Source organism: Cyclobacterium amurskyense (assembly GCF_001050135.1).
Lineage (GTDB): Bacteria > Bacteroidota > Bacteroidia > Cytophagales > Cyclobacteriaceae > Cyclobacterium > Cyclobacterium amurskyense.
In genome coordinates, this window is record NZ_CP012040.1 from 4757984 (window position 1) to 4783118 (window position 25135).

Sequence of the window (25135 nt, forward strand, 5' to 3'; positions counted from 1 at the left end):
CATGATCCATTATAAGGCAATTTTAAAAGTCATGGGAGGGTTAATGATGCTCCTTGGTGTTTTAATGTTTCCAAGTGTGGCTTTTGCCTACTACTACCACAGTGGAGACCAGATTACATTAATCGCTTCGGCATTGATTTGTTTAACTATAGGAGGGACATTTTTCTTTTCATTCGCCAATCAGGATCAAAACATTAGAAAAAGAGAAGGGTACATGATTGTAGCTTTAAGCTGGATAATCATGTCTGTTTTTGGAATGATGCCCTACCTTTTAAGTGGGACCATACCCAATTATTCTGATGCTATATTTGAAACTGTATCTGGGTTTACAACTACTGGTGCCTCCATTTTGACTGATATAGAGCGACTTCCAGAAGGTATATTGCTATGGAGAAGTATGACCCAATGGATAGGTGGTTTGGGAATTATCGTATTGACAGTTGCGATTTTTCCTTTATTGGGAATTGGAGGAATTGAACTTTTCGTGGCTGAATCCCCCGGACCTACCTCAGATAAGGTGCATCCCAGAATTAGGGAAACTGCTAAAAGACTTTGGTTAATTTATTTTGGACTTACCATACTTTTGGTTGTTATTTATTACTTAGAGGGCATGTCCTTTTTTGATGCCATGAATCATTCACTTACTACCATGTCCACAGGAGGTTTTTCTACCAAAAACAATAGCATGGCCTATTTTAATAGTCCATTAATCCAGTATACCGCTGTATTTTTTATGTTTTTAGCAGGAACAAACTTCACCTTGATTTATTTTGCTTTCAAAGGGCATTTCAATAGGGTTTGGGCAAGTGATGAGTTTAGGGCTTATTTTATAAGTGTAGGGCTGCTCGTTGTAGGTATCTTTGCTGCTGTTTACTTTTTGATGGATGACAGTTTTGAAAAATCTTTTAGAGATGTGTTGTTTCAGGTTGTGTCACTTGTCACTACCACGGGATATGTAAGTGCAGATTATACTGTTTATAGCAATGGGCTGACAATCATCTTCTTTATGATTCTTTTTATGGGGGCTTGTGCAGGATCTACTAGTGGTGGAATTAAGTTTATCAGGCACCTTACCTTTGTGAAGAATTCTACTTTGGAATTTAAGCGAATTGTGCATCCTAGAGCTGTTATTCCATTGAAAATAAATGGGGAACGGGTCACAGGAAAGGTAATTACCCACATTATGAATTTCTTATTGTTGTACCTGATGATCTTCGTGTTAGGATCCATTGTAATGTCGATTGCAGGTTATGACCTTATCACTTCCTTTGGTGCTGTAGCTACTTCTATGGGAAATGTAGGCCCAGGTATTGGAAGAGTTGGCCCAGTAGATAATTTTGCTTTCTTTTCGCCTTTTGCAAAACTATTCCTTAGCTTTTTAATGTTATTAGGAAGGTTAGAGTTATTTACTATATTGGTGCTCTTTACTCCATATTTCTGGAGAGCCAATTAATCAAAAAAACATTTATGAAACCTTCCATAATTGCAGTCTTCACTTCAAAAAAATTGGGTTATAAAGGAAATCCTGCGGCCGTAGTGCTAACTAAAATGCCTCTTGAAACGCAGGATATGCAAGATCAGGCAGCTAAATTGGGCATGCCTGCTACTTCTTTTATTTACCTTGACAAAGAAGGGAAATCAAATGTAAGGTGGTTTGCTCCTGATGCTGAGATTGAGTTATGTGGGCATGGGGCCGCTGCTGCAGGGATATTTATGTCTCAATACCAAAAACAAAGTGAAATAACACTACATTATAAAGAAGGAGAAATTAAATTAAAGGTTTCAGATGATAATTTCGGTATGGTAATGGAAACTATACCAGTTATAAAGCCTCTCTCTGAATGTCCCCTTCCTATTAAAGAGGGATTAGGAATACCTGTTCTGGCCATATATGAAACGGCCAACAAGCACTTAATATTGACTGACTCTGAGTCTTCTGTAAAAAACATGAACCCTGATTTTAAGCGGTTAAGGGATTCAGAAATTTTTGGTTATGCCATTACTGCTGCTGCTGATAAGGTGGATTTTGTAAGCAGAACATTGGTCCCTCATGTTGGTCAACTGGAAGATTTTGCCACAGGTTCTTCGCATGCCATGTTGGTGCCATTTTGGGCAAATAAACTGGGTAAAAGTGAAATGGTCTCGGATCAATTGAGTGAAAGAGGAGGGCGATTTATTTCAACCATTTTAGGCAATAAGGTTTTGCTTTCTGGAGAGTTTGAGATTCATTAGCAAGATTTATTCAAACCAAAAGAAATAGAAGCATCAGATTATGTTTTTACTTGGATTGGTGAGCTCTTCCAATTCAAAGCTCGTTTTTTTATCATGACAAACTGACAAATAGTAAACCCGGCCTTTGATTATTTCAATATTCCATATCAATATTTGAACGAATTCATTTTTTAAGGTTTTTCCAGTATAATTTTCTTTCCTTGGTATAATTATTGCTTTTTTATTTTGCAATGTTTTAGTAATTCTAATGTTGACAAAATATATATAGAATGGAATATCGTAAAATTCTCATCAAATATGGTGGGAATGCAATGATCAGTGAAGACCTTAAAGTAGGAATTGCAAAAAAGTTAAAAGTTTTGCAAGACCATGGCATTCAGGTAGTACTGGTGCATGGTGGAGGACCTTTTATCAATAACTCCCTGGCTGATGCAGGAATAAAATCTGAATTTTTTGATGGGCACAGACATACCAGTTTAGAGGCAATGTCTTGCATTGAAAAAACCCTGAAAGGAGAAGTAAACAGCTCCTTGGTCAATTTATTGAATAAACAAGGGCTGAAAGCGGTTGGGCTTTCAGGTAAAGATGGTAAATTGGCTATTGCCCAAAAAAGATGGCATATAAGGTCGGATGAAAATGGTGAAAAGCATAAAGTAGATTTGGGTCAGGTTGGAGACATTGTAAATGTAAATCCACTATTGATTGAAACTTTGCTGGAAAATGACTTTTGTCCAGTAATTACCTGTATTGCTTCAGATGAAGAAGGCAATGATTACAATATAAACGGGGATGTTTTCGCTGGTAAAATTGCAGCTGCAATAAGTGCTGATACCTATATTGTATTGACTGATGTGGACGGACTCTATAAAGAATATCCAGATCCAGCTTCAATAATAAGGGAAATTGATACAGCCACTATTCCAAAGTATTATGGTGGCGTTATCTCTGGAGGAATGATTCCCAAAATAGAATCTTGCGTTTCAGCTGTTGAATCCGGAGTTAAAGAGGCAGTAATTTTAAATGGTACACGCCCGGAACAGATTACCGATTTTATCATCAATCAAATTAAAATAGGAACTACAATTAAACTTTAGCATGCACATATCGAACGAGTATTTGTACGAGGAAGACAAAAAAAATTATTTACCTACCTTCAAACGCTTTCCTTTGGCATTTATAAAAGGAAAAGGCACTAGATTGTGGGATGCAGATGGAAAGGAATACATTGATATGCTCGCTGGGATTGCCGTAAATAACTTGGGACATTGCCATCCCAAGGTGGTGAGCGCCATTCAGGCCCAAGCTGCAGAGTTAATTCATATATCTAACTTCTTTGTAAGTCCTCCTCAGGTAGCGTTGAGTAAGTTACTGGTAGACTTGACTCATCTGAAGCATGTGTTTTTAACCAATAGCGGTGCGGAATCAGTAGAGGGAGCGATTAAAGTTGCTAGGAAATACGCAAGCAAGCATAACAAAGGTGGAGAGATTATTTCAATGGTAAACTCTTTTCATGGCCGTACTTTGGCTACCATCGCTACAGGACAAAAAAAATATCAACAGGGTTTTGCACCCATTCCTGCGGGCTTTTCACAAGTGGCTTTTAATGATTTGGAAGCCTTGAAAGCGGTAATAAATGATCAGACAGCTGCTGTAATCCTGGAACCTGTTCAAGGTGAAGGAGGAATAATTCCTGCAAATGAACAATACCTTCAAGGAGTAAGGAAACTTTGTGATGACAACAATGTCCTGCTTATTTTTGACGAAATTCAAACTGGGGTAGGACGCACAGGGAAAATGTTTGCCAAAGATCATTTTAATGTACAACCAGACATAATGACCTTGGCAAAGGGACTGGGCGGAGGAATGCCAGTCGGAGCTTTTCTGTGCAATGAAAAGGTAGGCAATGCCATAGACTATGGAGACCATGGTACTACTTTCGGAGGAAATCCTTTGGCTTCTGCGGCTGCATTGGCTACCCTTAAAGCTATTTTAGAAGAAGGATTGGTCGAAAGATCTCTTGAAAAAGGAGAGTGGATCATGAAAACGGTGAGGTCTTGGGCTTCAATCCACCCCATGATTAAAGAGGTGCGTGGTTTAGGAATGATGATTGGTATACAATTGGATAGACCGGCTGCCCCAATCGTGAAAGCACTTTTAGATGATGGCATCATTGTTAATGGGACAGCGGAATCGGTTATCCGTCTAGTTCCTCCTCTTAATATATCAGATGAAGACATTGAAAAAGTATTGGGTAAGTTGAAGTCATTAATAGAATTAACTGAGAAAAATGAGAAATCAAAGATATAAGGTAAGCATTGTAGGTGCTTCAGGTTATACTGGCTCCGAGCTAGCGAGAATTTTAATTAATCATCCGGAAGTAGAGATTGTTAGCATTACCTCAGAAAGTCACAAGGGCAAGAGATTTTCAGATTTGCATGGGCAGTTTTCAGGAATAATTGATTTTGAATTAATTGGAGCAGATGAAGTGAATATAGAAGAAGTGGACGTGGTATTTCTGGCTCTTCCGCATGGTGTCTCCATGGAATTTGTAAAGCGTTGGATAGACGATGGAGTGAAAATAATCGATCTTTCAGGTGATTTCAGGCTTTCAAGTCCTGAAGTTTATGAAGATTGGTACAAAAAAGACCATACATTTCCCAAAGGGTTTGAACAAGCTGTTTATGGTATGCCAGAACTTTATTCTGATGAAATCAGCACAGCGACATTGGTAGCCAATCCAGGGTGTTATCCTACAGCCTCTATTTTGAGTCTTGCTCCTTTATTTGGTTCTGGATTAGGTTCAGTATCAGGAGCGGTAATAGATGCAAAATCAGGACTGACTGGTGCTGGAGTTAAAGCGAGTAATACTACACATTTTTCAAATGTAAATGATAATTTCAAAGCTTATGGTATAGGTAACCACAGGCATACCGTTGAAATTCAGGAGCAGCTTTCGTTTTTAATGAAAAATTCGGTTATTTTACAGTTTACGCCCCATCTTTTGCCAGTGGATAGAGGTATTCTGGCTACATCTTATTTATCTTTAGATAAAGAAATGGACCAAGAGAGTTTAACATCACTCTACAAGGATTTTTATAAAAACAAACCTTTTGTAAGGGTACGGAATCAAGCACCTTCAATAAAAGAAGTTAGAGGAAGTAACTATGCAGACATTTATCCATTTTGGGATAAAAGGACGAAAAGGGCGATTGTGATTGCTGCTATCGATAATTTAGTAAAAGGTGCAGCTGGTCAGGCTGTACACAATATGAATATTATGTTGGGACTGAACGAATCCATTGGCCTTCTACAGGTTCCAATGCAACCATAAATTAACAAACGTAATGATTAAGAATATTACAAGTGTAAAAGGAATTAAATGTTGGGGAGCTCATTCGGGAGTTAAATCCATGAGAAGGGACTTGGCAATCATTTTTTCGGAAGTTCCGGCAGCAGCAGCTGCGACACTTACACAAAATAAAGTTCAGGCCGAACCAATAAAGGTGACTAAAAGAAACCTTGCCAATAATAGGGCACAGGTTATTGTATGTAATGCAGGTAATGCCAATGCTTGTACTGGTGAGCAAGGCCGTAAAGGTGCAGAGGCGATGGCGGACACAGTTGCGGCGGAACTAAATATTTCTCCAGATGATGTTATTGTTGCTTCTACAGGACTAATAGGAGAGGTATTCCCTACAGAAGATGTGGTAGAAGGAATAAAAGCAACCGTACCAAAATTATCCAATGACGCAAAAGCAGGTTCTTTCCTGGCCAATGCTATTTTAACTACAGATACTTTTGCAAAAGAAGGCTTTGTAGATTTTGAATGGGAAGGAAAAACCATCTCCATAGGAGGGGTAGCGAAAGGATCCGGAATGATCCATCCCAATATGGCCACGATGCTTTCTTTTTTAGCCACGGACATTGCCATTGACGAAAAGTTGCTTCAGAAGACCTTGAAATACTGTGTAGACCGGTCCTTCAATATGATCACTGTAGATGGCGATACTTCTACTAATGATATGGTAGCAATTTTGGCAAACGGTATGGCTGAGAATGAAAAGATCACAAGTGAGGATGACCCCCTTTACCTTTTGTTTAAGGAAAAGCTAGGTGAATTACTAGTCCACCTTGCCAAGTTGATTGTTTCTGATGGTGAGGGAGCTTCTAAATTTATTGAATATAGGGTTTCAAAAGCCATCTCAGAAAATGTTGCTATGAAGTTAATCAGAGCAATTTCAGACTCTACTTTGGTGAAAACAGCAATGTTTGGTCGGGATCCAAATTGGGGAAGAATCATTGCAGCTTGCGGCAATGCAGGGATTAGCTTTAATTATAAAAAAGCCAATCTCTATTTGGGTGATGCGGACAATCAAGTTCAGGTGCTTTTAAAAGGTTCGCCTACCAAGTTTGATAAAAATTATATGAAAAAACTGCTCAGGGAATCTCATATTAAAATTCATTTGGAACTTAATACGGGTAAGCAGGAAGCTACAGGTTGGGGTTCAGACCTTACCACTGACTATGTGATGTTTAATTCGGTATATACGACTTAATCCAATCGCATATTTTGATAAATACATCGATAAAAGCCTCCAAGGGAACTTAGAGGCTTTTATTTTGTCTTGGTAATCGATGATTTATTAGGGATGATACAATAGATTTTTTCGATTTCAATCGAGAGTTTAAACCCGGATTATGTAATAGGATTTCTCCGTCCTGACCCAATAGTCAGGGGTGAAGCCTGTCCCGTGTTTACGGGAAGTGTTGCAATCGTAAGAAAATCAGGCTGTATGGAGATTTTAGAATAGCACCGCTATGGTGAAATTGAAAATAGCAACGAACTGAAGCGATTTCAGCACCTAATAGATTGTCTATTGCATTTTTCGGGTTTATTTGAGGCCGACTTTTTATTCATTCCCGAAATCCAAGAAATAGATATGTGTCTGCGTCTTAATAGTTTGCTCCAGTAATGGTATAGGCTACTCTAGCACCTAAAATCGCCATTTGATAAGGTGCTGCACCCGATTGTTGGTACCTTAGACTTAACTCAAGTTGATTAAAAACATAACCTATTTCAGCAGAAAAGCCAAATTGAATGTTTTTGGAGGAATTGGTACCTACAATATTTTTATTTCGATTGATTAAAAATGAAGCACCAATTTGAGGTTCAAAAAAGAAGGATTGCCTGTAAACTCTGTAACCAATAAATACAGGTATTTGATGTAGGCTAATGTTTTCTCCCTTGGGTATAATGTAATTGGAATTCAAGGGGAAATAGAGGTAGTTTCCAGAAAAGGTTAATTGGGCCTCATTAGGCATGGCCATCAATCCTTTGAAAGAAAGCCCAAAACCTGCAGGAAATTGGGTTTTATAATACTCATTGAGTACAGCAACAGCATCAAAACCTACTTTGAACTGGTTATTGGTGTTTTGAGCAAAAGTAGGAGCAAATAATCCTGAAAATAAAATTACAAATAGAACCCGCTTTATCATGACCTAATGTTGGCTTGGTGAGACACAAAGTTGAAGAACTAAGGTAATAAATTTCATAGTTAACATTATTATTACCTTTGCTATTCATGCTTACTTTTTCCTAATTTCTCGAATTTCTATAGTCCTTGTTCAATCAAAAAAGTACTAAGTGCTTTGAGCATGATTTTCTCAGTAAGGTTTGTAATTGTTTGAATATGAGTTTTTTGTAGTTGTTTTATATGGGTGTCGTTTATTAAACTATTTTCCTGAGGCTTCTATTTATATACCTCTTGATAATAAAAAGCCCAAGCCACTTTGGCTAGTTACAATTTGTTCTAGCTTTATTTTGGCCAAAATATACTATTGTATTATCTCTCTATATCAAGGAAAAAAGACTGTATATAGTATAATCTAATCGACAATTTTTTATATTATGATGAAAATTGAATTTTAGTTGAAAGATTATGAATATCAAATGTCTATTAGGTTTTCTTAGTGTGATTTTTATCATTTTTTCCTGCAATCAAAAAGGTGGAAAGCTTGCTAATGCTGAAGGGGATTGGTTGGTGCCAGATAGTGTGAAGACACTTCAAAACAGGTTTACAGACGATGAAAGTTTAAAAAATGGTAAAGCATTGTTTCAAATTTATTGTTCCACATGTCATGGTGCAGGAGGAAGAGGAGATGGAGCAGCAGGACAAGCCATGGGTAGTCAACCTGCCGATTTGCTTTCAACAAGAGTTCAGGGGCAAACAGATGGAGAATTATTCTATAAAATTACCAAAGGGAAGGCGGTTATGCCTTCTTTTCAGGAATTTCTATCCGAGGAACAGCGATGGAGTCTAGTGGGATTTATTAAAAACCTAAAACAATTAACCGAAAATAGTTTAACCCAAAATGCCCCTATTCCACTCGTTCCTGATATTGAGATTAGCCATTTCACTAAAGTTGTTCCAAGGGTTGTTAGGATTTGGAGCGGTCCAAATAATTACCTCTGGTATGCCAATATCGATGGTGAAATTTATAGGTTACCCATAGATAATCCGCATCAACTTGAAAAAATGCTAGATGTTTCAGATCATGGAATCAGTAGGTTACAAGGAGCTACCATGCATGAAAATGTTTTATTGTTAAGTGGGAATGTTCGTGTTAATGAGAATAAAGGCACAATAGGTAGATTGGTTAGGGTAAAATGGGATGAGGAAAACAAAGCCAAAGAAGAAGTGGTGTTTACTACTGAGGAATATGGAACAACCAATACACCCTTTGATCACGGCTGGTCTGCCTTGCAAGTAAGTCCTGATGGGCAATACCTATACGTCGTAAGTGGAAGCCGAACTGACCATGGAGAAGTTCAAGACAATTTGGGTGCTTATCCCAACTCTAGAGATGTGGCGCTTACATCCAAAATTTTTCGGATTCCAATTGATGCTGTCAATTTGTTGCTTCCAGATAACCTTTCATTTCTTAAGGAACAGGGTTACTTGTATGCAGAAGGGCTAAGAAATGCCTATGATCTTGCTTTAGATAAGGAAGGAAGACTCATGGCAGTTGTAAATTCAGGAGATTATGATCAAAATGAGGATATGTTTTGGGTAAGAGAAGCTTACCATTATGGCTATCCTTGGATAATGGGAGGCATGGAATCCCCACAACAATTTTCAGACTGGATACCGGATCCGGAAAAGGATCCTTTTCTTAATCCCAGTGCCGCAGCCTGGCCAGATGATTTCTATAATGATCCTGATTTTCCAAAAAGGCCTGAGGGTGTTAATTTTGGCAAAAGCATCTTAAACTATGGGCCTGATGCAGATAAGTTCAGAGATAATGAAACGGGTGAAATAAAAGATGCGTCTAATTTAGGAATCGGAGTCAGGACTTTTACGCCTCATTCTTCCCCTCTTGGATTGGTCTTTGACAATGACAATTCCCTGCCCGGAAGATTCAAAGGCAAAGGGCTTGTTGCAAGGTATACCAATGGACAGAAATCTGCCTTGATGCAACCTTTTACCAAAAATGGAGAAGACCTTTTATTGCTTGACCTTCAATTCCTTGATGAAGAACAAAATTTCAAGTTAAATACTTATAGAATAGCAGAAGGTTTTACACAACCTGTGGATGCTGTTTTGCTGAATGGATTTCTTTATGTAATTGAATTTGGAGGGAAAGAACAAGGTGGAAATATATGGAAAGTTACCTTTAACTCTGAAAAATAAGGGTGAAATTAAAGGCTAAAGGATGCTTTTGCCTATTTCCAGTTTAGGTCAATTATCAATTATTAGAAAGTTGCTTACCTATTTCTGGTTTATTTAGTCTATTTGAGTCTTTTGTGGATTTAGTGTTAAATTTTTGTTAAATAATTTTTTCAATTAACCCTTATAGTTAAAAAAAAATATAAATAAGTAGAGAATACTTTTGTAAAATAATTATTGTCCTTATATTTGTGATACCAATTAGAAAGATTGGTATTTGTAATACCCCTTTGAGGGAATTGGTGATGTTTTCATCGTAGGTTCAAATCCTGCTATTACAACTTGGTTATTTTGGGTTTATTGTTAATTGACTTAAGCTATGAAAAGATTTTCATAGCTTATTTTTATGTCTAAAATGACTAATTATTTAGTTTTTTTTACTTAAATAAACTTTAGAAAGAAGCAGGTGAGGGGCAGGCTTAGGTTTGCTTTGTTGGTAAGCAGGGGTTAACTTAAAATTTGCCATCGAACCTTTAAACCCGAAATATACAATAGCCGTTCTATTTTGTGCTGAAATCTACAAAAATGCTGAATATCTTACAATTACAGTCCTTTGGAAATACCGGTGATGTTGATCCCTGACTTCTGTCAGGGCGGAGAAATCCTATTGGATAATTCGGATTAACGTCCATTCCATCACAAGTAGAAAGTCAATTAAAATTTTTTAGTTTAACAAAAAAAGAAGGCCCGAGCTCCGGAACCTTCTTTACTACTTTACTTAATATTTTAATTTGATCAATAACCCAAGATCTTCATCATGTCCTTGCTCTCCTGTTCTGGAGCAAACAATCGATGTTGGATAGAGCCATCTTTATTTCTGTCTATAATCACGTGCTTAGGAGCTGGAATAAGGCAATGTTGAATACCACCATATCCCCCTAATGATTCTTGGTATGCTCCTGTATGGAAGAAACCAATGTATTGCTGATTGTCTTTTTCTCTTTTCGGTAGATAAATATTGAACTGATGAGACTCTGAATTATAATAATCCATGCTGTCACAAGTAAGACCTCCAAGGGATATATTATGGTATTCCTTGTCCCAATTATTAATGGCCAACATAATGTACTTTTGGTTTAAGCCCCAACTGTCTGGAAGTTGAGTGATAAATGAGCCATCAATCATATACCATAACTCCTTGTCATTTTGTAATTTTTCATCCAAAATTGAATACAGAACGGCACCACTTTCACCTACTGTATAGCTACCAAATTCTGTAAAAATATTTGGCTCTATAGTATTGTTTTTGGCACACATCCATTTGATGTTTTTAATGATTTGTTCTGCCATGTATTGGTAGTCATAATCAAAAAAAACATTGGTCTTTATGGGCCAACCACCGCCTATGTCCATGGTATCCAGTTCTGGAGCTACCTTTTTAAGTTCTACGTATTTCTGAATAAATCGAGTAAGTTCTGACCAATAGTAGGCCGTATCACGGATACCCGAGTTGATAAAGAAATGAAGCATTTTAAGACTTACATTGGGATTGTCTTTGATTTTTTCTTCATAAAGTCTGATAATATCATTATACCTCACACCCAATCGTGAAGTGTAAAAGCCGAAAGTCGGTTCTTCATCTGCTGCAATTCTAATTCCAACTTTGAAAGGGACTTTTACATGTTCTAAATAATAATCTATTTCTGTAATATTGTCCAGTATAGGAATACAATTCACAAATCCCTCATTGAGTAATTCGGTAATGTATTGTTTATACAAGTCCCTCTTAAAACCGTTGCAAACGATAAAGATGTCTTTTTTAATTTTACCCTTGGCATAAAGGCTTTTTACAAGGGGGATATCAAATGTACTGCTCGTTTCAATATGCGCTCCATTTTTTAGCGCCTCATCTACTACAAAGCTGAAATGAGAAGACTTTGTGCAATAACAATAGGTATAACTTCCCTTATAATCATGAGTTTCCATTGCATTGCCAAAGTAGGTTTTGGCATTTTGGATATTTTCAGAGATTTTTGGGAGGTAAGTTAATTTTAAGGGAGTTCCGTATTCCTCAATAATATTCAAGAGGTTTACACCATTAAACTGCAATTGGTTATCTGTTACCTTGAATTCCTTGGTAGGAAAATCAAAAGTCTGCTTTATGAGGTCAATGTATTTGTTCATTTCTGGCTGCTAATAGACATTAAATATTTACTCGGTTCAAAAATTGCATTAAAAACTGTAATATCAAATCAATTTTATCTTGAAGAAGAACAAATTTGAAAAATGCCAGTTTTAAACGATCTCTTTACATAGAAGTTTTCCCAATATCAGGGTTGATTTTTCTCAAAGGATTTTGCAATGCTGGTGTATTTGATTCAATTTTCACGCCAAAAAAATAAACCTATTGTTCTTTCAGATTTATAAGGAGTAAAACAGTTTGATTGGTTTGGTAAATTGTTGGTATTGATGCCGGAAATAATTGGCTATTATACCAAATTCAGTTGGGAGAGTAGGTCAATTCTTAATAGGAAATTCAACATAAAAAGTGGTACCTACATTTTCTTCTGATTCAAACCATATATTTCCATCATGTGCCGTGATGATTTGCTTGCAAATGGCCAAGCCCATACCAAAAGGTTTTTCACCATTCGTTCCCTCTCTTTTCCCCATAGTGTCCCAATCAAAAATCAGGTTTTTCATGGAGTTTGGTATACCTATGCCCTCATCTTTTATAATTATGGTAATCTTTTCATTGTTGCTTTTCATATTCACATCGATGGTTTTGCCTTCGGGCGTGAATTTGATGGCATTGGCTATTAAATTTGTTAGCACTCGCCACATCTTTTCTTTACTTATTAAAGCTTTGACAGGAAGTGTATTCAAATTTATGTTTTGGTTCTTTTCTTCTGCTTTATGAACTAAAATTTCAACGCAGTATTTTAGCAGTCTTCCGATCTCTACTTGTTCTTTTGCCAGCTTGCTGTTTTTCTTATTAGAAAGTAACATTTCAGCAATTAGATCCATAGAATTGTTGCAAGAAGTTTTAATGTTTTCTAGCAGGTATTTGTTTTCGCCTTTGACCTGAGGGTCGTCTAGTATTAGGTTGGCCATCATTATCATACTACTTATGGGGTTGCGTAGATCATGAGCAACCATGTACATGATTTTGGTATTTTCTGCTTGACTAAACTCCAGAGCTGCTAAAGTATCTTGAAGGTCCCTGTTTTTTTGAAGGATAAGGGCATTTGTTTTGATGGATTTTTTCAAATTATACCAATTGACCATTAAAAAGCCTGCCAAAAGAAGAGTGAAACCAGCAGCTGTGGCCAAATAAATATTCTTTATTTTATTGTCCCTATTTAAAATAGACAATTCATATTTCTGAGCAGCATTTAGAAAGGAACCTTCTACATCTACAAATTTAAGTTCCTGGTCAATGCTTTGTATTGAATCATTTAAATGATGGTAGGATTTCATTACGTCAAAAGCCATTTCCATTTCTCCATTCTTTTCATAATACTCCCCCTTAATCAAGTACCAACGTAATAGAATATCTAAGTATCGTCTGTTTTTCACCTCCGCTTGAGGCAGTTCAATGTCTAGCTCATTTAAATAAATGGCGGCTTTTTGGAGCTCTTTATTTTCAATAAATAATTTAGCCAATTTCAATTTGGCTGTTTGTGCATCGCTAAAGTCGTAATCCGGTTGGCTATTAATAGCTATACTGCTTTTTAGTAATTGTTCCGCAACACCTGTTTTGCCAAGCATTGCCATTACCCCTCCAAGATTTCCTTTTACGACTCCCAGAGCTGAATTTATAAATAAATCTCTTTCTGGGTATTTAGGCTTAATTTCCTCAAGATAGGCCAAAGCATTAATATAATAGTAGGCCGCACTGTCGTACTTTCCTAATTTCTCGTAGCTTAAAGCTAAGGTGTTGCGATACCTTTGGGGCTCATTAATATTCTGTTGTAAATCACCATTTCCCCAACAAGCTCTATTTTCCTCAATGGCTTTTTTGAAAAATGGAATGGCTTCACTGTATTGTTTCTGGTTATACCTGTATATGCCCAGTCTATAGGTTAAATCACTAACGTGACAATCGTCAAGATTTTCAATCGCATACTCTCTTCCATTAAAATAACTTTGAAAGGCATCATTGTACTTATGCCTGGCTTGTAAAATATCACCTTTCAAAAAGGTAGTCAATACGTAGCGGTATTGGCTGATTTGGTCACCATAATTTAATACTAGGTACATGCTGTCCAAATAGCTTTCTGATTTAACTAAATCAAAATCGTAATTCAAATAAACGCCAGCAAGGAAATTGTACTTTTCCCAATAGTCTAGGGCATTTTTTTTGTCCACTTTTTGAAAAACACTGTCAAAATGAGTGATGGACTTGCTAAGTTGGCCACTGTTTAAATAATTGCTAGCATCAGCTATAGCATTGTCAATTTCTAGAGAAAGTTCAAGTTTTTCTGTGCGATTGCTATTGCATGCAAAACATAAAAGTAGGCAAATAAATAAACAAGTAATTCTATACCAAGCCTTCATAATATCAAAAAAAATGGCTCTTTGTTTTTTCATAGGTGTTCAAATTAGCCCATTATTCCTTAAAAATACTAATTTTTAATAAGAGAATAATTAAAACAAATTTACACCTTTTTTTATGGGGAAATTAGAATAAAATCGCAATAAACTTATTGAACTTTTTTCTATGTTTTAATGGCATTTTCCTAAGGATAAACACTTTACCCAATATATTTGTCTGGTATTTTTTATTTTTATATTTCTTTAATCCTATTCGTGGAAAATTGATTTAAGGACGATTTAACCTCAAACAATTTGTCATTTGCCTCTTTCGGATGGTACAGAAAGGGTGTGTTTTAGTGGAGAAGTTAGGGGCAATTAACCTGCGGTGGCTATCCATTAGTAACTCACTTTAGGTACTTTTAAAATCGGATTATCCCGGATTATGTAATAGAATTTCTCTGCCCTGACAATGTTAGGGGTGAAGCCTGGCCCGTGTTTATGGGAAGTGTTGCAATCGCAAGAAAATCAGGCTGTTTGGAGATTTTAGCATAGCACCGCTATGGTGAAATTGAAAACAGCAACGAAGTGGCTGATTTTAAAGCGATTTCAGCACGTAATAGAAAGTCTATTGCATATTTCGGGATTATGCAATAGGATCCCTCGGCCCTGACAATTGTCAGAAGCTAAGCCTGGCCTGTGTTTGAGTGAAGCAATTTCAGCAGGTAATAGAAAGTGTATTGCCTATTTCGAATAATTTAATTGACCACTTCTGTATCAGCATGGATTAAGTCAAAAACCTGACTTTTGTACATATTTAATTTTCGTTCATACTCTTTAGGGTCGTCTATTAATGATAAGAAGTAATAGGCACCTTCTATTACGGCAAAGATTTTTTCAGCCAGTATTTCAGTATCTTTTATAACGAGAGCCTCATCTTTATCGAGAAGGGTCTTTAGGGTATGTCTTAATTTAATGTGTAGCTTTTTGTACTCTTCTTTTATCACTTTGTCTCTAAAAGTAAAAGCATAGCAGCTAAAAAAGACACCGTCATCAAAAAGCAGATTCCATTCTCTTGAAAAAAGCCTATTCACCAACTGAACAGGATCTAATTTGCTATTTTTCTCAGATTTTAGAATTATTGGTTTGTAAATCAATTGGTATTGATGAAGGATGTAATCTATTAAACCAAGTACCAATAGTCGCTTATTGGAGAAGTAATGCATAATAAGACTTGGGGGCATTTCAAGGTGTTTTCCAATTTTTGCAATGGAAACATTTTCCAAACCATCTCGCTTACACAATTCGTAAAATCCTGATATTATTTCCTTCTTTCGCTCGGTTCTTATGCTTGACTTCATATGTTAGTTTAAAATAAAAATACTAAAATAGTGATTCAGGTTTATTTTTTAAGCTATTTTTTGTTAAATTTATTAGAATTTATATTGAATGAACATTCAATAAACAAAGGATAAAGTCCCATTAACACTAGGGTAATATGTGCGAACTACCTTGCACTCGATTTCACATTTAATTCAATCAATACCAAATAAATATCCAATACTTTATGGAAAAAATTTTACAATTATTTAAAAAAGTCAGTATAAGAATAAGCTTTAGTGTCTTATTTATGCTGATTGTCTTCGCCGCTCAAGCCCAAGTCGTGGTTACAGGAGTGGTAAAAGACGGAATTGAAGGCATACCCTTACCAGGGGTGTCGGTCTATCAAAAGGGTGGTGGAAGTGTAAGCATTACTGATTTTGATGGAGTTTATAGCATTGAGGTGGCAAATTCTAACGCTGAGTTAGTTTTTTCTTTTATAGGCTTTGAGACACAAAATATTACTGTGGGTGACAAGTCAATTATCGATGTGACTTTAGTGGCTGAAGAGACACTTTTGGAGCAGGTTGTTGTTGTGGGGTATGGTACCCAGAAGAAAATCAATCTGACTGGAGCTGTAGATCAGGTTTCTGGGGAAGACATCATAAATAGACCTGTTGGAAATGTAATGCAAAGTCTTCAAGGTGTAAGCCCAGGCTTAAATATTACCTATTCTGGAGGAAGACCAGGTAGCATACCAAATATTAATATTAGAGGTTTTACTTCTATTAATGGTGGTGGTCCACTTATTGTACTTGATGGAGTGGCTGCTGCTTACGATGATCTATTGCGATTAAACCCAGCAGATATAGAATCATTTTCGGTATTAAGAGATGCGGCTTCTGCAGCTATCTATGGAGCGAGAGCAGCATTTGGTGTAGTACTAATCACGACCAAACAAGGTGGTAGCAAGCAGGTAATTTCCTACAATAGTAATTTCTCCTGGGGAAAACCAACAGTGATGCCACAACCAGTAACTGATCCCTATATTTATAGCAGGGTAATGGATCAAGCGACAAGTAATACTCCTTGGAATTATATCAATTTCAATGATTATCATTATACCTGGGCCAAAGAAAGGTCAGGAGATCCTTCTGTAGAAGATGTACGAGTTGATCCAAATAACCCAGGTCAATGGGCTTATATGGGAAACAATGATTGGTACGATTATTTTTTCAACAGTTCTAGTTTTTCTACCAATCAAAGTTTGTCCATAAGTGGAAGTTCAAACAATGAAAACATGCCTATGACCTATTATGTGTCTGGGGATTATACCAGGGAAAATGGTATGAACAAATTACAACCGGACAACTGGGATAGGTATTCTTTAAGAGCAAGGATTACTGCTACCCCTAAAAGCTGGTTGAAATTGGATAATAACCTCAATATCTATCAAACCAAGCGTGAGGAGTCAACCAATAATATTACAGATATTTATTCACTCACACCTATAGAGGTAGCCAAAAACCCTGATGGGTCTTGGGCCAATACGGATGCGGGAAGATTGGCGGCACGATTGGTAGATGGAGGTAGAAATGTTGAAGACATGTTTGGTTTTCATAATATTCTAAGAGCGATTGGTACTTTTATGGATGGAGACCTTACCGTAACAGGTAATGCCAGTTTCAAAAGAGAACAATGGATATATGGATGGGACAGAAAAAACTATGACATAGGTTATGGTCCTGATGATATCAGGACTGAAGGTGGTGATGGTTCTGTGGTTCAAAGGAATGGCAGCCTTCAGAATACCATATTTGACCTTTATAGTAATTATAATAAGAGTTTTGGTAAGCACACCATTAGTCTTCTTGCTGGTTACAACCAAGAAAGCTATACCTATTCATCTGTACAGGCTGAAAGAAGAGTATTGATTTCTTCGTCATTGCCTTATATTGGCTTGACTAGTGGAGACTCATTTATCACCCCGGGTTATAGTTCTTATGCTACTCAGAGTGTTTTTGGAAGAGCCAATTATACTTACGATAACAAGTACATTATCGAATTTAATGGTCGATATGATGGTTCATCAAGGTTTCCAAGTTCGAGCAGGTGGGGATTTTTCCCATCTTTATCAGGAGCATGGATTGCTAGTGATGAAGAATTTCTTCAAAATTTAGATGGAGATCCAACACTGAAATTTAGAGCATCTTATGGTAGTCTGGGGAACCAAAACGTAGATAACTTTGGCTATTTACAATCTCTTCCTACAGGACTTTCTGGTGCTTTGATTGATAATGACAGGCAGGTAGTAGTTTCTAGCTCCCCACAATTAGCGGTGGATCCTAATTTTTATACCTGGGAAAGAGTAGTAACCACAAATTTTGGAGTGGATTTCGGATTATGGGAGGATAGGTTCTTTGCGACTTTTGATTACTTTATCAGAGACACCAAAGACATGTTGACCAATCCAGTTGAACTTCCAGGAGTTTTGGGAACATCTCCTCCTAAACAGAATGCTGCCGATCTGCAGACCAAAGGTTGGGAATTATCTCTTAATTATAGGAACCAATTTGGAAGCTATGATAGGCCTATTGAATTTGCTTCTAAATTCTTCATATCCGATTCCAGATCCTACATCACTAGGTTTGAAAATGAACAAGGTTTGTTTTCAAATTATAGAGTTGGTCAAGAAGTAGGTGAAATATGGGGGTTAACCAATGATGGTCTATTTAGTTCCGAAGATGAAATTAGCCAACTAGATCAATCTGCGATTATTCCATGGGGAGCACTTGATATTGTACCAGGATGGCCTAAGTATGTGGATGTTGACAATGATGGTAAAATAGAAGAAGGACTTACAGAGGACAACCCCAAAGACCTTAGACTTATTGGAAACAGTAGACCTAGGTATCAGTTGGGAGCCAACCTAAGTGTAGCATGGAATGGTTTTGATCTTTCTTTATTTCTTCAGGGTGTTGGCAAACAGGATTACTATCCAAGACATTATCTTTTCTGGGGACCTTACCAACAGCCTTATGCAAATATCTACCCTTGGAATTTAGATTTCTATAGAGGAGAAGCAGACAGTGAGGCATTGAGAGCACAGCACAGTCAATCCTATATTGATGCAGGCTTGGCCGATGTCAATACGGATTCGAGTTATCCAGTCCTTCAATCTTGGTTGGCGGATGCGAACTATGGTTCTGGACTTGATATATCCCAAACAGGTTACCTTTTAAGTGCGGCGTATGTAAGGGTAAAGAACGTTACTATTGGCTACAATTTACCTGAGCAATGGGTGTCTAGGATAAAGGCAAGTAGAATTAGGGTATTTGTGTCTGGAGAAAACCTTTATGAGTTTTCAGCCATCAAGTCTTTCCTTGATCCAGAGGCAATTAACGATGCCAACGGATTTGCCTATCCTTTCCAAAGAAAATATTCATTCGGGGTAAATATTGACCTATAAACGCAAATTAGAAATGAAAAAATACATATATTATTTATTCATACTGAATATATTCTGGATTACCTCTTGTAATGAAGAATTCATGGACAGGTATCCCCAGACTTCAATAGCACCTGAGGAGTTCTTTAAGACAGAACAGGATTTACAACTTTATGTTAATGGACTATTGTCTTTGCCAGGTACCTTCGAGTACCAAAGTGATCAAAGTAGTGATAACTTGGCAACAACCGGAGCTGTAGAAATTAAAAGCATATTAACTGGTTCACCAAGTTCACAAAATGTAATTGTGGGATGGAATTGGGGAAGATTGCGAAATATCAATTACTTCCTTGAAAACAGCAGAAAAGCGAACGCAAGCTTAGAAGTAATCCAACATTATGAGGGAATAGCACGCTATTATAGGGCTATCTTTTACTCAAGCATGGTGAAACGTTATTCAGATGTTCCATGGTATGAGCAATTACTTTCTCCTACTGATGAGGAATTGTACAAGGGTAGAGATTCTAGGGAGACCGTTGTTGATGGAATTATGGAAGACCTGGCATTTGCAAATGAACATGTAAATGCGGATGTAGCGACAGGAACTCCTGGGAATTGGGCAGTAAAGGTTTTTTATGCCAGATTTGCACTATATGAAGGGACTTTCAGGAAATACCACGATGAGTTAGGACTACAAAATACTGCCGATACTTTTTTGCAAAAAGCGAGTGAGATTGCAAAAACCATTATGGATTCAGGGAAATTTTCCATTTACAATACAGGGAATCCTGACAATGATTATAAAACCTTGTTTAATAGCCAAGACCTTACTGGAAATAGTGAAGTAATCTTATTCAATGCCTATGATATTAATAAGGACAGGAGTAGTAATGTAAATACTGGAGTTTTCGGTACTTATGAACAATCACCTGCTAGGGATTTGGTACAGAGCTACTTGATGGCAGATGGATCCAAGTTTACTGATAAACCAGATTATGACAAATTCTCCTATGTGGAAGAATTCAAAGATAGAGATCCTAGATTATACCAAACTTTGGTCTATCCAGGCTGGGTTAGAGTACCCGAAAGCAGCCCTTATATCCCTATATTAAATAGGAATTTCAGTGGGTATTATCAGCACAAAGGATACAGTAATACTACTGATAACATAGAGCTTGGAAGCTTGGACTTCCCGGTTTACAGGTATGCTGAAGTATTGTTGACTTATGCAGAAGCAATGGCAGAATTGGGAACATTGACCCAAGCAGACCTTGATGCATCCGTGAATTTGCTTAGAAATAGAGTGGGAATGCCTGCTTTAATGCTTAATGAAGCCAATACTCAGCCGGATCCAGTTATGATGTCAAAATACCCTAAGGTGTCAGGACCTATGGCTGGAGTGCTGTTGGAGATTAGAAGAGAAAGAAGAGTAGAATTTGCAGTAGAGGGTTATAGATTTGATGACCTGATGCGCTATGGTGCAGGTAAATTGCTGGAAAACATTCCTGAAGGTATGTATTTCTCAGGTCTTGGAAAATTTGATTTGACGGGTGATGGCATTCCTGATATCTTTTTGGTTGACAAAAGCACAGATATCCCAGAGGATAAAGACAAGGAAGTAAATGAGTTAGGAAAATTACTCATCTATTACAAGACAGGAACAATAGATGATAATGTGACTGTTTATCTTGAGAATGGTGAAAATGGTGGAACCATGGTGACTGAAGTTAGCCCAAGGAACTTTATCGAACCAAAATATTATTACAGACCTATCCCTGTACAACAGGTGGCACTCAACCCTAATCTTGAACAGATTTTTGGTTGGGAATAATTTATAAAAAAAGAGTATGAGGTAAGCTGTTGGAATTATTAAATTCCAACAGCTTACTTTTGTTTAACCCAAATTATGTAATAGGATTTCTCCGCCCTGACAATGTCAGGGGTGAAGCCTTTCCCGTGTTTACGGGAAGTGTTGCAATCGCAAGAAAATCAGGCTGTTTGGATATTTTAGCATAGCACCGCTATGGTAAAATTGAAAACAGCAACGAAGTGGCTGATTTTGAAGCGATTTAAGCACGTAATAGATTGTCTATTGCATATTTCGGGTTTAATCTATAGATGAAATTTAAACCCTAAATAAATGAAGAAAAATACGATGAGGGTGGCCATTATTTTTATGTTTAGCACTATGCTGACATTGGCTGCCAATGCCCAGGAAAAAAAGACCCTTTTTATTATTTTAGATGGTATTCAGAGGGAACTTTTAGAGCGTAACCCAACACCAAACCTTGATGAAATAGCTTCACTTGGTCAATATACCCACGCTTATGTAGGAGGAAAAAAGGGTGGATATTCTGAAACACCTACCATTTCGGCTGTAGGATACAATAGCCTTTTGACAGGAGTTTGGGTAAACAAACACAATGTTAAGGGAAATAGCATACGCGAACCCAATTATAATTACCCTACAATTTTCCGAAAATTTAAAGAAAATTATCCTAATAAAACCATAGCAGTTTATTCTACCTGGTTGGACAACCGTACCAAATTAGTAGGAGAGAATTTGAAGGAGACAGGACATTTGCAATTGGATTATCACTTTGATGGGCTTGAAACAGACACCCTTTCTTATCCTCATGATAATAAGAGTGATTATATTAAGAAAATTGATCAGGCCGTATCAACTTATGCAGCCAACGATGTCCTTACTAAAGGTCCTGATATGACCTGGGTGTATTTGCAATATACTGATGATATGGGGCATAGATTTGGGGAGAGCCCTCAAATGAATGCTGGTATTCAGGAGGCTGACAGGCAAGTAGGGTTGATCTGGGAAGCCATTCAGAAGAGAGAAAAAGCACACAATGAAGAATGGATGATCATCATTACTACAGATCATGGTAGAAAAGTTGGTGGTCGAGGACATGGCGGACAATCCGATGAAGAACGTGCTACCTGGATTGTTTCCAATAAAAAATTCAATGGTATTTCTAAAAACACTCCTGGTGTGGTTGACATTTTTCCTACCATAGTTGACTATATGGATATTGCCGTTCCTAAAAATCAAGCCATGGAATTAGATGGTGTGTCTTTATTAGGAGAGGCCTACGCAAGCCATTTGTCTGGATCTTTAAAAGGGGAAAGTCTTAGCCTTTCATGGAAAGATTATGGCATTAAAGGCAAAGCCTTGGTTTGGGTAAGCCCAACCAATCAGTACAAATATGGAGAGACGGATATTTACAGGCAAATAGGGGCGATTTCACTTGAAGAAGGTTCCGATATATTTGATTTAAAATTCAATTATGATCAACTTAAAGTGGTAGTTGAGTTACCAAATGGATACCTTAATGTTTGGGTAACAAATGAAGAATAGGTGTTACAATAAATAATTTCACTTTTTAGTATACCATTTGTGTAAAAAGAATAAATAATTTGGCGTTCGAAGACTTAACTTAGGCTTCGAACGCCTTAATTTCATGCAAAGATTTATTCTAACCTTTTTACTTACCTTAAATTCCATACTTATTGTTTTTAGTCAAGAACCCGAGCATCCCGGTATTTTTGCTAAAAAAGCAGTAAAACCTGTGCTTATTGACGGGATACTTAATGAAGAGATATGGCAGGACATAGGTTGGGAAAGTAATTTTATCCAAACCTTTCCTACTGACACAGCAAAGGCAATTGCTGAAACAAAGGTTAAAGTGTCCTTTGATGATAAATTCATATACATTGCGGCTATCCTACTGAATCCTGAAGCTCGTAAAAAGTATGTGAGTACTTCCCTAAGAAGAGATTATAGAGGAAATCAGAATGATGGTATCAGCATTGTAATTGATACCTTTAATGACAAAACCAATGGTTATATATTCGGAGTAAACCCTTATGGGGTGCAGAGGGAAGCCATGGTAGGCAATGGAGGCTTGCTATCAACAGATTTCAATCTGGCTTGGGACAACAAATGGTACTCCGAAGCGACGATTCATGACGACCATTGGATAGTAGAGATAGGGATACCTTTATCCACACTGAGGTACAAAGACGGAGCCGAAAACTGGAACATTAACTTTTATAGGATAGACAGTAAATATTCTGAAAAAACAACCTGGACCCCTATTCCTAAGAATTTCAATGTAACCCATACTGCCTTTTCCCGAAACCTTCATTTTTCGGAGCCATTGCCCAAAGCTGGAGGAAACTATTCAATAATACCCTACGCAGCGGTGGCCACTTCAAAAAACAATATCAATGGCATAGAAGAACCTTTAAAACCATCTTTTGGAGGAGATGCCAAAATTGGAATAGGGCCTGCCATGAATCTTGATCTTACCGTTAATCCTGATTTTTCTCAAGTTGAGGTGGATGAGCAAGTGACCAATTTAGACCGGTTTGAAATATTCTTTCCTGAAAGGAGACAGTTCTTTTTAGAGAATGTAGATCTTTTTGCTGATTTCGGGACAGACAGAATAAGACCTTTTTTCTCCAGAAGAATAGGAGTGGACAGGGATGAAAATACGGGGCAAAATGTGCAAAATCAGATCCTATATGGTGCGAGGTTAAGTGGCAAGTTAAATGAAGATTGGAGAATAGGTGCCATGAACATGCAAACTGCCAACGATCCCCTCAGAGGAATCTCCGGTAAAAACTTTACTGTAGCTGCTTTGCAAAGAAAAGTATTCAACCGTTCCAATGTTGGGGTGATGGTCATCAATAGAGAGACCATGGACATGGAACAAGGTGGCTTAAACCTGGTCAATGGAAAGCATAATCGCCTGGTTGGTATTGATTATAATTTGTTTTCTAAAGACAATCGATGGACGGGCAAGTTTTTTTACCATAAAACCTTTGAAGAGGGTAAGCAAAGCAATACTGGGACGGGGCATGCGCAACTTACTTTTACCGATGTTAACCTAATGGCAGGTTTGTCTTATTCCAATGTGGGAGAGAATTACAATCCCCTGGTAGGTTATACGCCCAGAGTGGGGTACCAAAGAATAGCTCCAATTATGAGCTATACTTTTTTCCCAGACTCAAAACTCATCAATAGACATGGTCCGGGTTTTGAATCTGAAACTTTATGGACGCCTTCTTTGGGAATAACTGACGAGTTGCATACCTTAAATTACTTGATTCGCTTGCATTCCTATGCAGAGATTACGCTTAGCGCAAACAACCAATATACTTATTTATTCTTCCCTTTTGATCCTACCCGAACTGGTGGTGAACCCTTGGCCCAGGGCACTTCTTACAGGTACAATTATTTTGGTATAGATATGAGAACCGATCCCAGGAAAGCATTTTCCTTAAAAGGAGTTGGACAGACTGGGCAATATTATAATGGTCGAATGTCTAATTTTCTTGGAACTGCCCAATGGAGAGTCGGATATTCTGCCAATATCTCCATGAATATCAGTTATAGCAGGCTAAGGCTTCCTGAACCTCAGAAGGATGCAGATTTATTTCTGATTGGACCACGATTCGACCTTACCTTTACAAGAAGTTTATTCTGGACCACCTTTATCCAATACAATAATCAGATTGACAATATCAATATCAATACCCGTTTACAATGGCGGTATGCACCTGTTTCTGATTTGTTTATGGTGTATACGGACAACTACTTCCCAGATTCCTTTGCCTCCAAGCAGCGGGCTTTTGTGATGAAATTAAATTATTGGTTAAATCTTTAACCCGGATTATGTAATAGGATTTCTCCGTCCTGACAATAGTCAGGGGTGAAGCCTGTCCCGTGTTTACGGGAAGTGTTGCAATCGCAAGAAAATCGGACTGTTTGGAGATTTTAGCATTGCTCCGCTATGGTGAAATTGAAATCAGCAACGAAGTGGCTGATTTTAAAGCGATTTCAGCACGTAATAGAATGTCTATTGCATATTTCGGGTTTAATCTGCTTAGAAGATATTCCTTTATTAATAAG

15 protein-coding genes are annotated in these 25135 nt (G+C 37.3%); 11 read left to right on the forward strand and 4 right to left on the reverse strand.

Annotated features, from left to right (window positions below):
* Position 1 precedes the first annotated feature (1 nt).
* The 6 genes from CA2015_RS19150 to argJ all read left to right on the forward strand — a co-directional run bounded on the left by CA2015_RS19150 (position 2) and on the right by argJ (position 6788).
* Positions 2-1453 carry a TrkH family potassium uptake protein gene (locus tag CA2015_RS19150; protein ID WP_048643349.1) on the forward strand — a complete coding sequence of 484 codons (1452 nt, stop codon included), beginning with the start codon at positions 2-4 and terminating at the stop codon, positions 1451-1453.
* A gap of 14 nt (positions 1454-1467) precedes the next feature.
* On the forward strand, positions 1468-2232 hold the full coding sequence (locus CA2015_RS19155; RefSeq protein ID WP_048643350.1) for a PhzF family phenazine biosynthesis protein: 765 nt from the start codon (positions 1468-1470) through the stop codon (positions 2230-2232).
* A 269-nt stretch (positions 2233-2501) separates the two neighbouring features.
* The gene (gene argB / locus CA2015_RS19165) at positions 2502-3326 is read left to right on the forward strand and encodes an acetylglutamate kinase (protein ID WP_048643352.1); all 825 of its coding nucleotides are present in this window, start codon (positions 2502-2504) and stop codon (positions 3324-3326) included.
* Position 3327: 1 nt separating this feature from the next.
* Positions 3328-4539 carry an aspartate aminotransferase family protein gene (locus CA2015_RS19170; protein WP_048643353.1) on the forward strand — a complete coding sequence of 404 codons (1212 nt, stop codon included), beginning with the start codon at positions 3328-3330 and terminating at the stop codon, positions 4537-4539.
* A complete protein-coding gene (gene argC / locus CA2015_RS19175; protein WP_048643354.1) occupies positions 4520-5563 on the forward strand; it encodes an N-acetyl-gamma-glutamyl-phosphate reductase in 1044 nt (347 codons plus the stop codon). Before CA2015_RS19170 ends, argC begins: the two co-directional genes overlap by 20 nt.
* A gap of 13 nt (positions 5564-5576) precedes the next feature.
* A complete protein-coding gene (gene argJ / locus CA2015_RS19180) occupies positions 5577-6788 on the forward strand; it encodes a bifunctional glutamate N-acetyltransferase/amino-acid acetyltransferase ArgJ (RefSeq protein WP_048643355.1) in 1212 nt (403 codons plus the stop codon).
* Positions 6789-7185: 397 nt separating this feature from the next.
* On the opposite strand, the gene CA2015_RS19185 is transcribed toward argJ, so the two are convergent.
* Complete coding sequence (locus tag CA2015_RS19185) at positions 7186-7728, reverse strand: acyloxyacyl hydrolase (protein ID WP_048643356.1); 543 nt, start codon at positions 7726-7728, stop codon at positions 7186-7188.
* A gap of 443 nt (positions 7729-8171) precedes the next feature.
* Here CA2015_RS19185 and CA2015_RS19190 point away from each other — a divergent pair, with 443 nt between their 5' ends.
* Positions 8172-9923, forward strand: a complete 1752-nt coding sequence (locus CA2015_RS19190) for a c-type cytochrome (protein ID WP_048643357.1) — start codon at positions 8172-8174, stop codon at positions 9921-9923.
* Positions 9924-10694: 771 nt separating this feature from the next.
* Here CA2015_RS19190 and CA2015_RS19195 read toward each other — a convergent pair.
* The 3 genes from CA2015_RS19195 to CA2015_RS19205 all read right to left on the reverse strand — a co-directional run bounded on the left by CA2015_RS19195 (position 10695) and on the right by CA2015_RS19205 (position 15796).
* A complete protein-coding gene (locus CA2015_RS19195) occupies positions 10695-12083 on the reverse strand; it encodes an arginine decarboxylase (RefSeq protein WP_048643358.1) in 1389 nt (462 codons plus the stop codon).
* A gap of 333 nt (positions 12084-12416) precedes the next feature.
* A complete protein-coding gene (locus tag CA2015_RS19200; protein ID WP_048643359.1) occupies positions 12417-14492 on the reverse strand; it encodes a tetratricopeptide repeat-containing sensor histidine kinase in 2076 nt (691 codons plus the stop codon).
* 701 nt (positions 14493-15193) lie between these two features.
* Positions 15194-15796: a TetR family transcriptional regulator gene (locus tag CA2015_RS19205; RefSeq protein ID WP_048643360.1), complete on the reverse strand. Its 603-nt coding sequence runs from the start codon at positions 15794-15796 to the stop codon at positions 15194-15196.
* Positions 15797-16002: 206 nt separating this feature from the next.
* Here CA2015_RS19205 and CA2015_RS19210 point away from each other — a divergent pair, with 206 nt between their 5' ends.
* The 4 genes from CA2015_RS19210 to CA2015_RS19225 all read left to right on the forward strand — a co-directional run bounded on the left by CA2015_RS19210 (position 16003) and on the right by CA2015_RS19225 (position 24890).
* A complete protein-coding gene (locus tag CA2015_RS19210) occupies positions 16003-19224 on the forward strand; it encodes a SusC/RagA family TonB-linked outer membrane protein (RefSeq protein ID WP_048643361.1) in 3222 nt (1073 codons plus the stop codon).
* Between the two features lie 13 nt (positions 19225-19237).
* Positions 19238-21034 carry a RagB/SusD family nutrient uptake outer membrane protein gene (locus CA2015_RS19215; RefSeq protein WP_048643362.1) on the forward strand — a complete coding sequence of 599 codons (1797 nt, stop codon included), beginning with the start codon at positions 19238-19240 and terminating at the stop codon, positions 21032-21034.
* Between the two features lie 309 nt (positions 21035-21343).
* Positions 21344-22576, forward strand: a complete 1233-nt coding sequence (locus tag CA2015_RS19220; RefSeq protein ID WP_048643363.1) for an alkaline phosphatase family protein — start codon at positions 21344-21346, stop codon at positions 22574-22576.
* Between the two features lie 103 nt (positions 22577-22679).
* Entirely contained in the window at positions 22680-24890 is a 2211-nt protein-coding gene (locus tag CA2015_RS19225) for a carbohydrate binding family 9 domain-containing protein (protein ID WP_048643364.1), read from the forward strand.
* Positions 24891-25135 lie beyond the last annotated feature (245 nt).

Coding starts and splice junctions, on each gene's coding strand:
- CA2015_RS19150 (WP_048643349.1), top strand. CDS start 2: ATGATCCATTATAAGGCAATTTTAAAAGTCATGGGAGGGTTAATGATG.
- CA2015_RS19155 (WP_048643350.1), top strand. CDS start 1,468: ATGAAACCTTCCATAATTGCAGTCTTCACTTCAAAAAAATTGGGTTAT.
- argB (WP_048643352.1), top strand. CDS start 2,502: ATGGAATATCGTAAAATTCTCATCAAATATGGTGGGAATGCAATGATC.
- CA2015_RS19170 (WP_048643353.1), top strand. CDS start 3,328: ATGCACATATCGAACGAGTATTTGTACGAGGAAGACAAAAAAAATTAT.
- argC (WP_048643354.1), top strand. CDS start 4,520: ATGAGAAATCAAAGATATAAGGTAAGCATTGTAGGTGCTTCAGGTTAT.
- argJ (WP_048643355.1), top strand. CDS start 5,577: ATGATTAAGAATATTACAAGTGTAAAAGGAATTAAATGTTGGGGAGCT.
- CA2015_RS19185 (WP_048643356.1), bottom strand. CDS start 7,728: ATGATAAAGCGGGTTCTATTTGTAATTTTATTTTCAGGATTATTTGCT.
- CA2015_RS19190 (WP_048643357.1), top strand. CDS start 8,172: ATGAATATCAAATGTCTATTAGGTTTTCTTAGTGTGATTTTTATCATT.
- CA2015_RS19195 (WP_048643358.1), bottom strand. CDS start 12,083: ATGAACAAATACATTGACCTCATAAAGCAGACTTTTGATTTTCCTACC.
- CA2015_RS19200 (WP_048643359.1), bottom strand. CDS start 14,492: ATGAAAAAACAAAGAGCCATTTTTTTTGATATTATGAAGGCTTGGTAT.
- CA2015_RS19205 (WP_048643360.1), bottom strand. CDS start 15,796: ATGAAGTCAAGCATAAGAACCGAGCGAAAGAAGGAAATAATATCAGGA.
- CA2015_RS19210 (WP_048643361.1), top strand. CDS start 16,003: ATGGAAAAAATTTTACAATTATTTAAAAAAGTCAGTATAAGAATAAGC.
- CA2015_RS19215 (WP_048643362.1), top strand. CDS start 19,238: ATGAAAAAATACATATATTATTTATTCATACTGAATATATTCTGGATT.
- CA2015_RS19220 (WP_048643363.1), top strand. CDS start 21,344: ATGAAGAAAAATACGATGAGGGTGGCCATTATTTTTATGTTTAGCACT.
- CA2015_RS19225 (WP_048643364.1), top strand. CDS start 22,680: ATGCAAAGATTTATTCTAACCTTTTTACTTACCTTAAATTCCATACTT.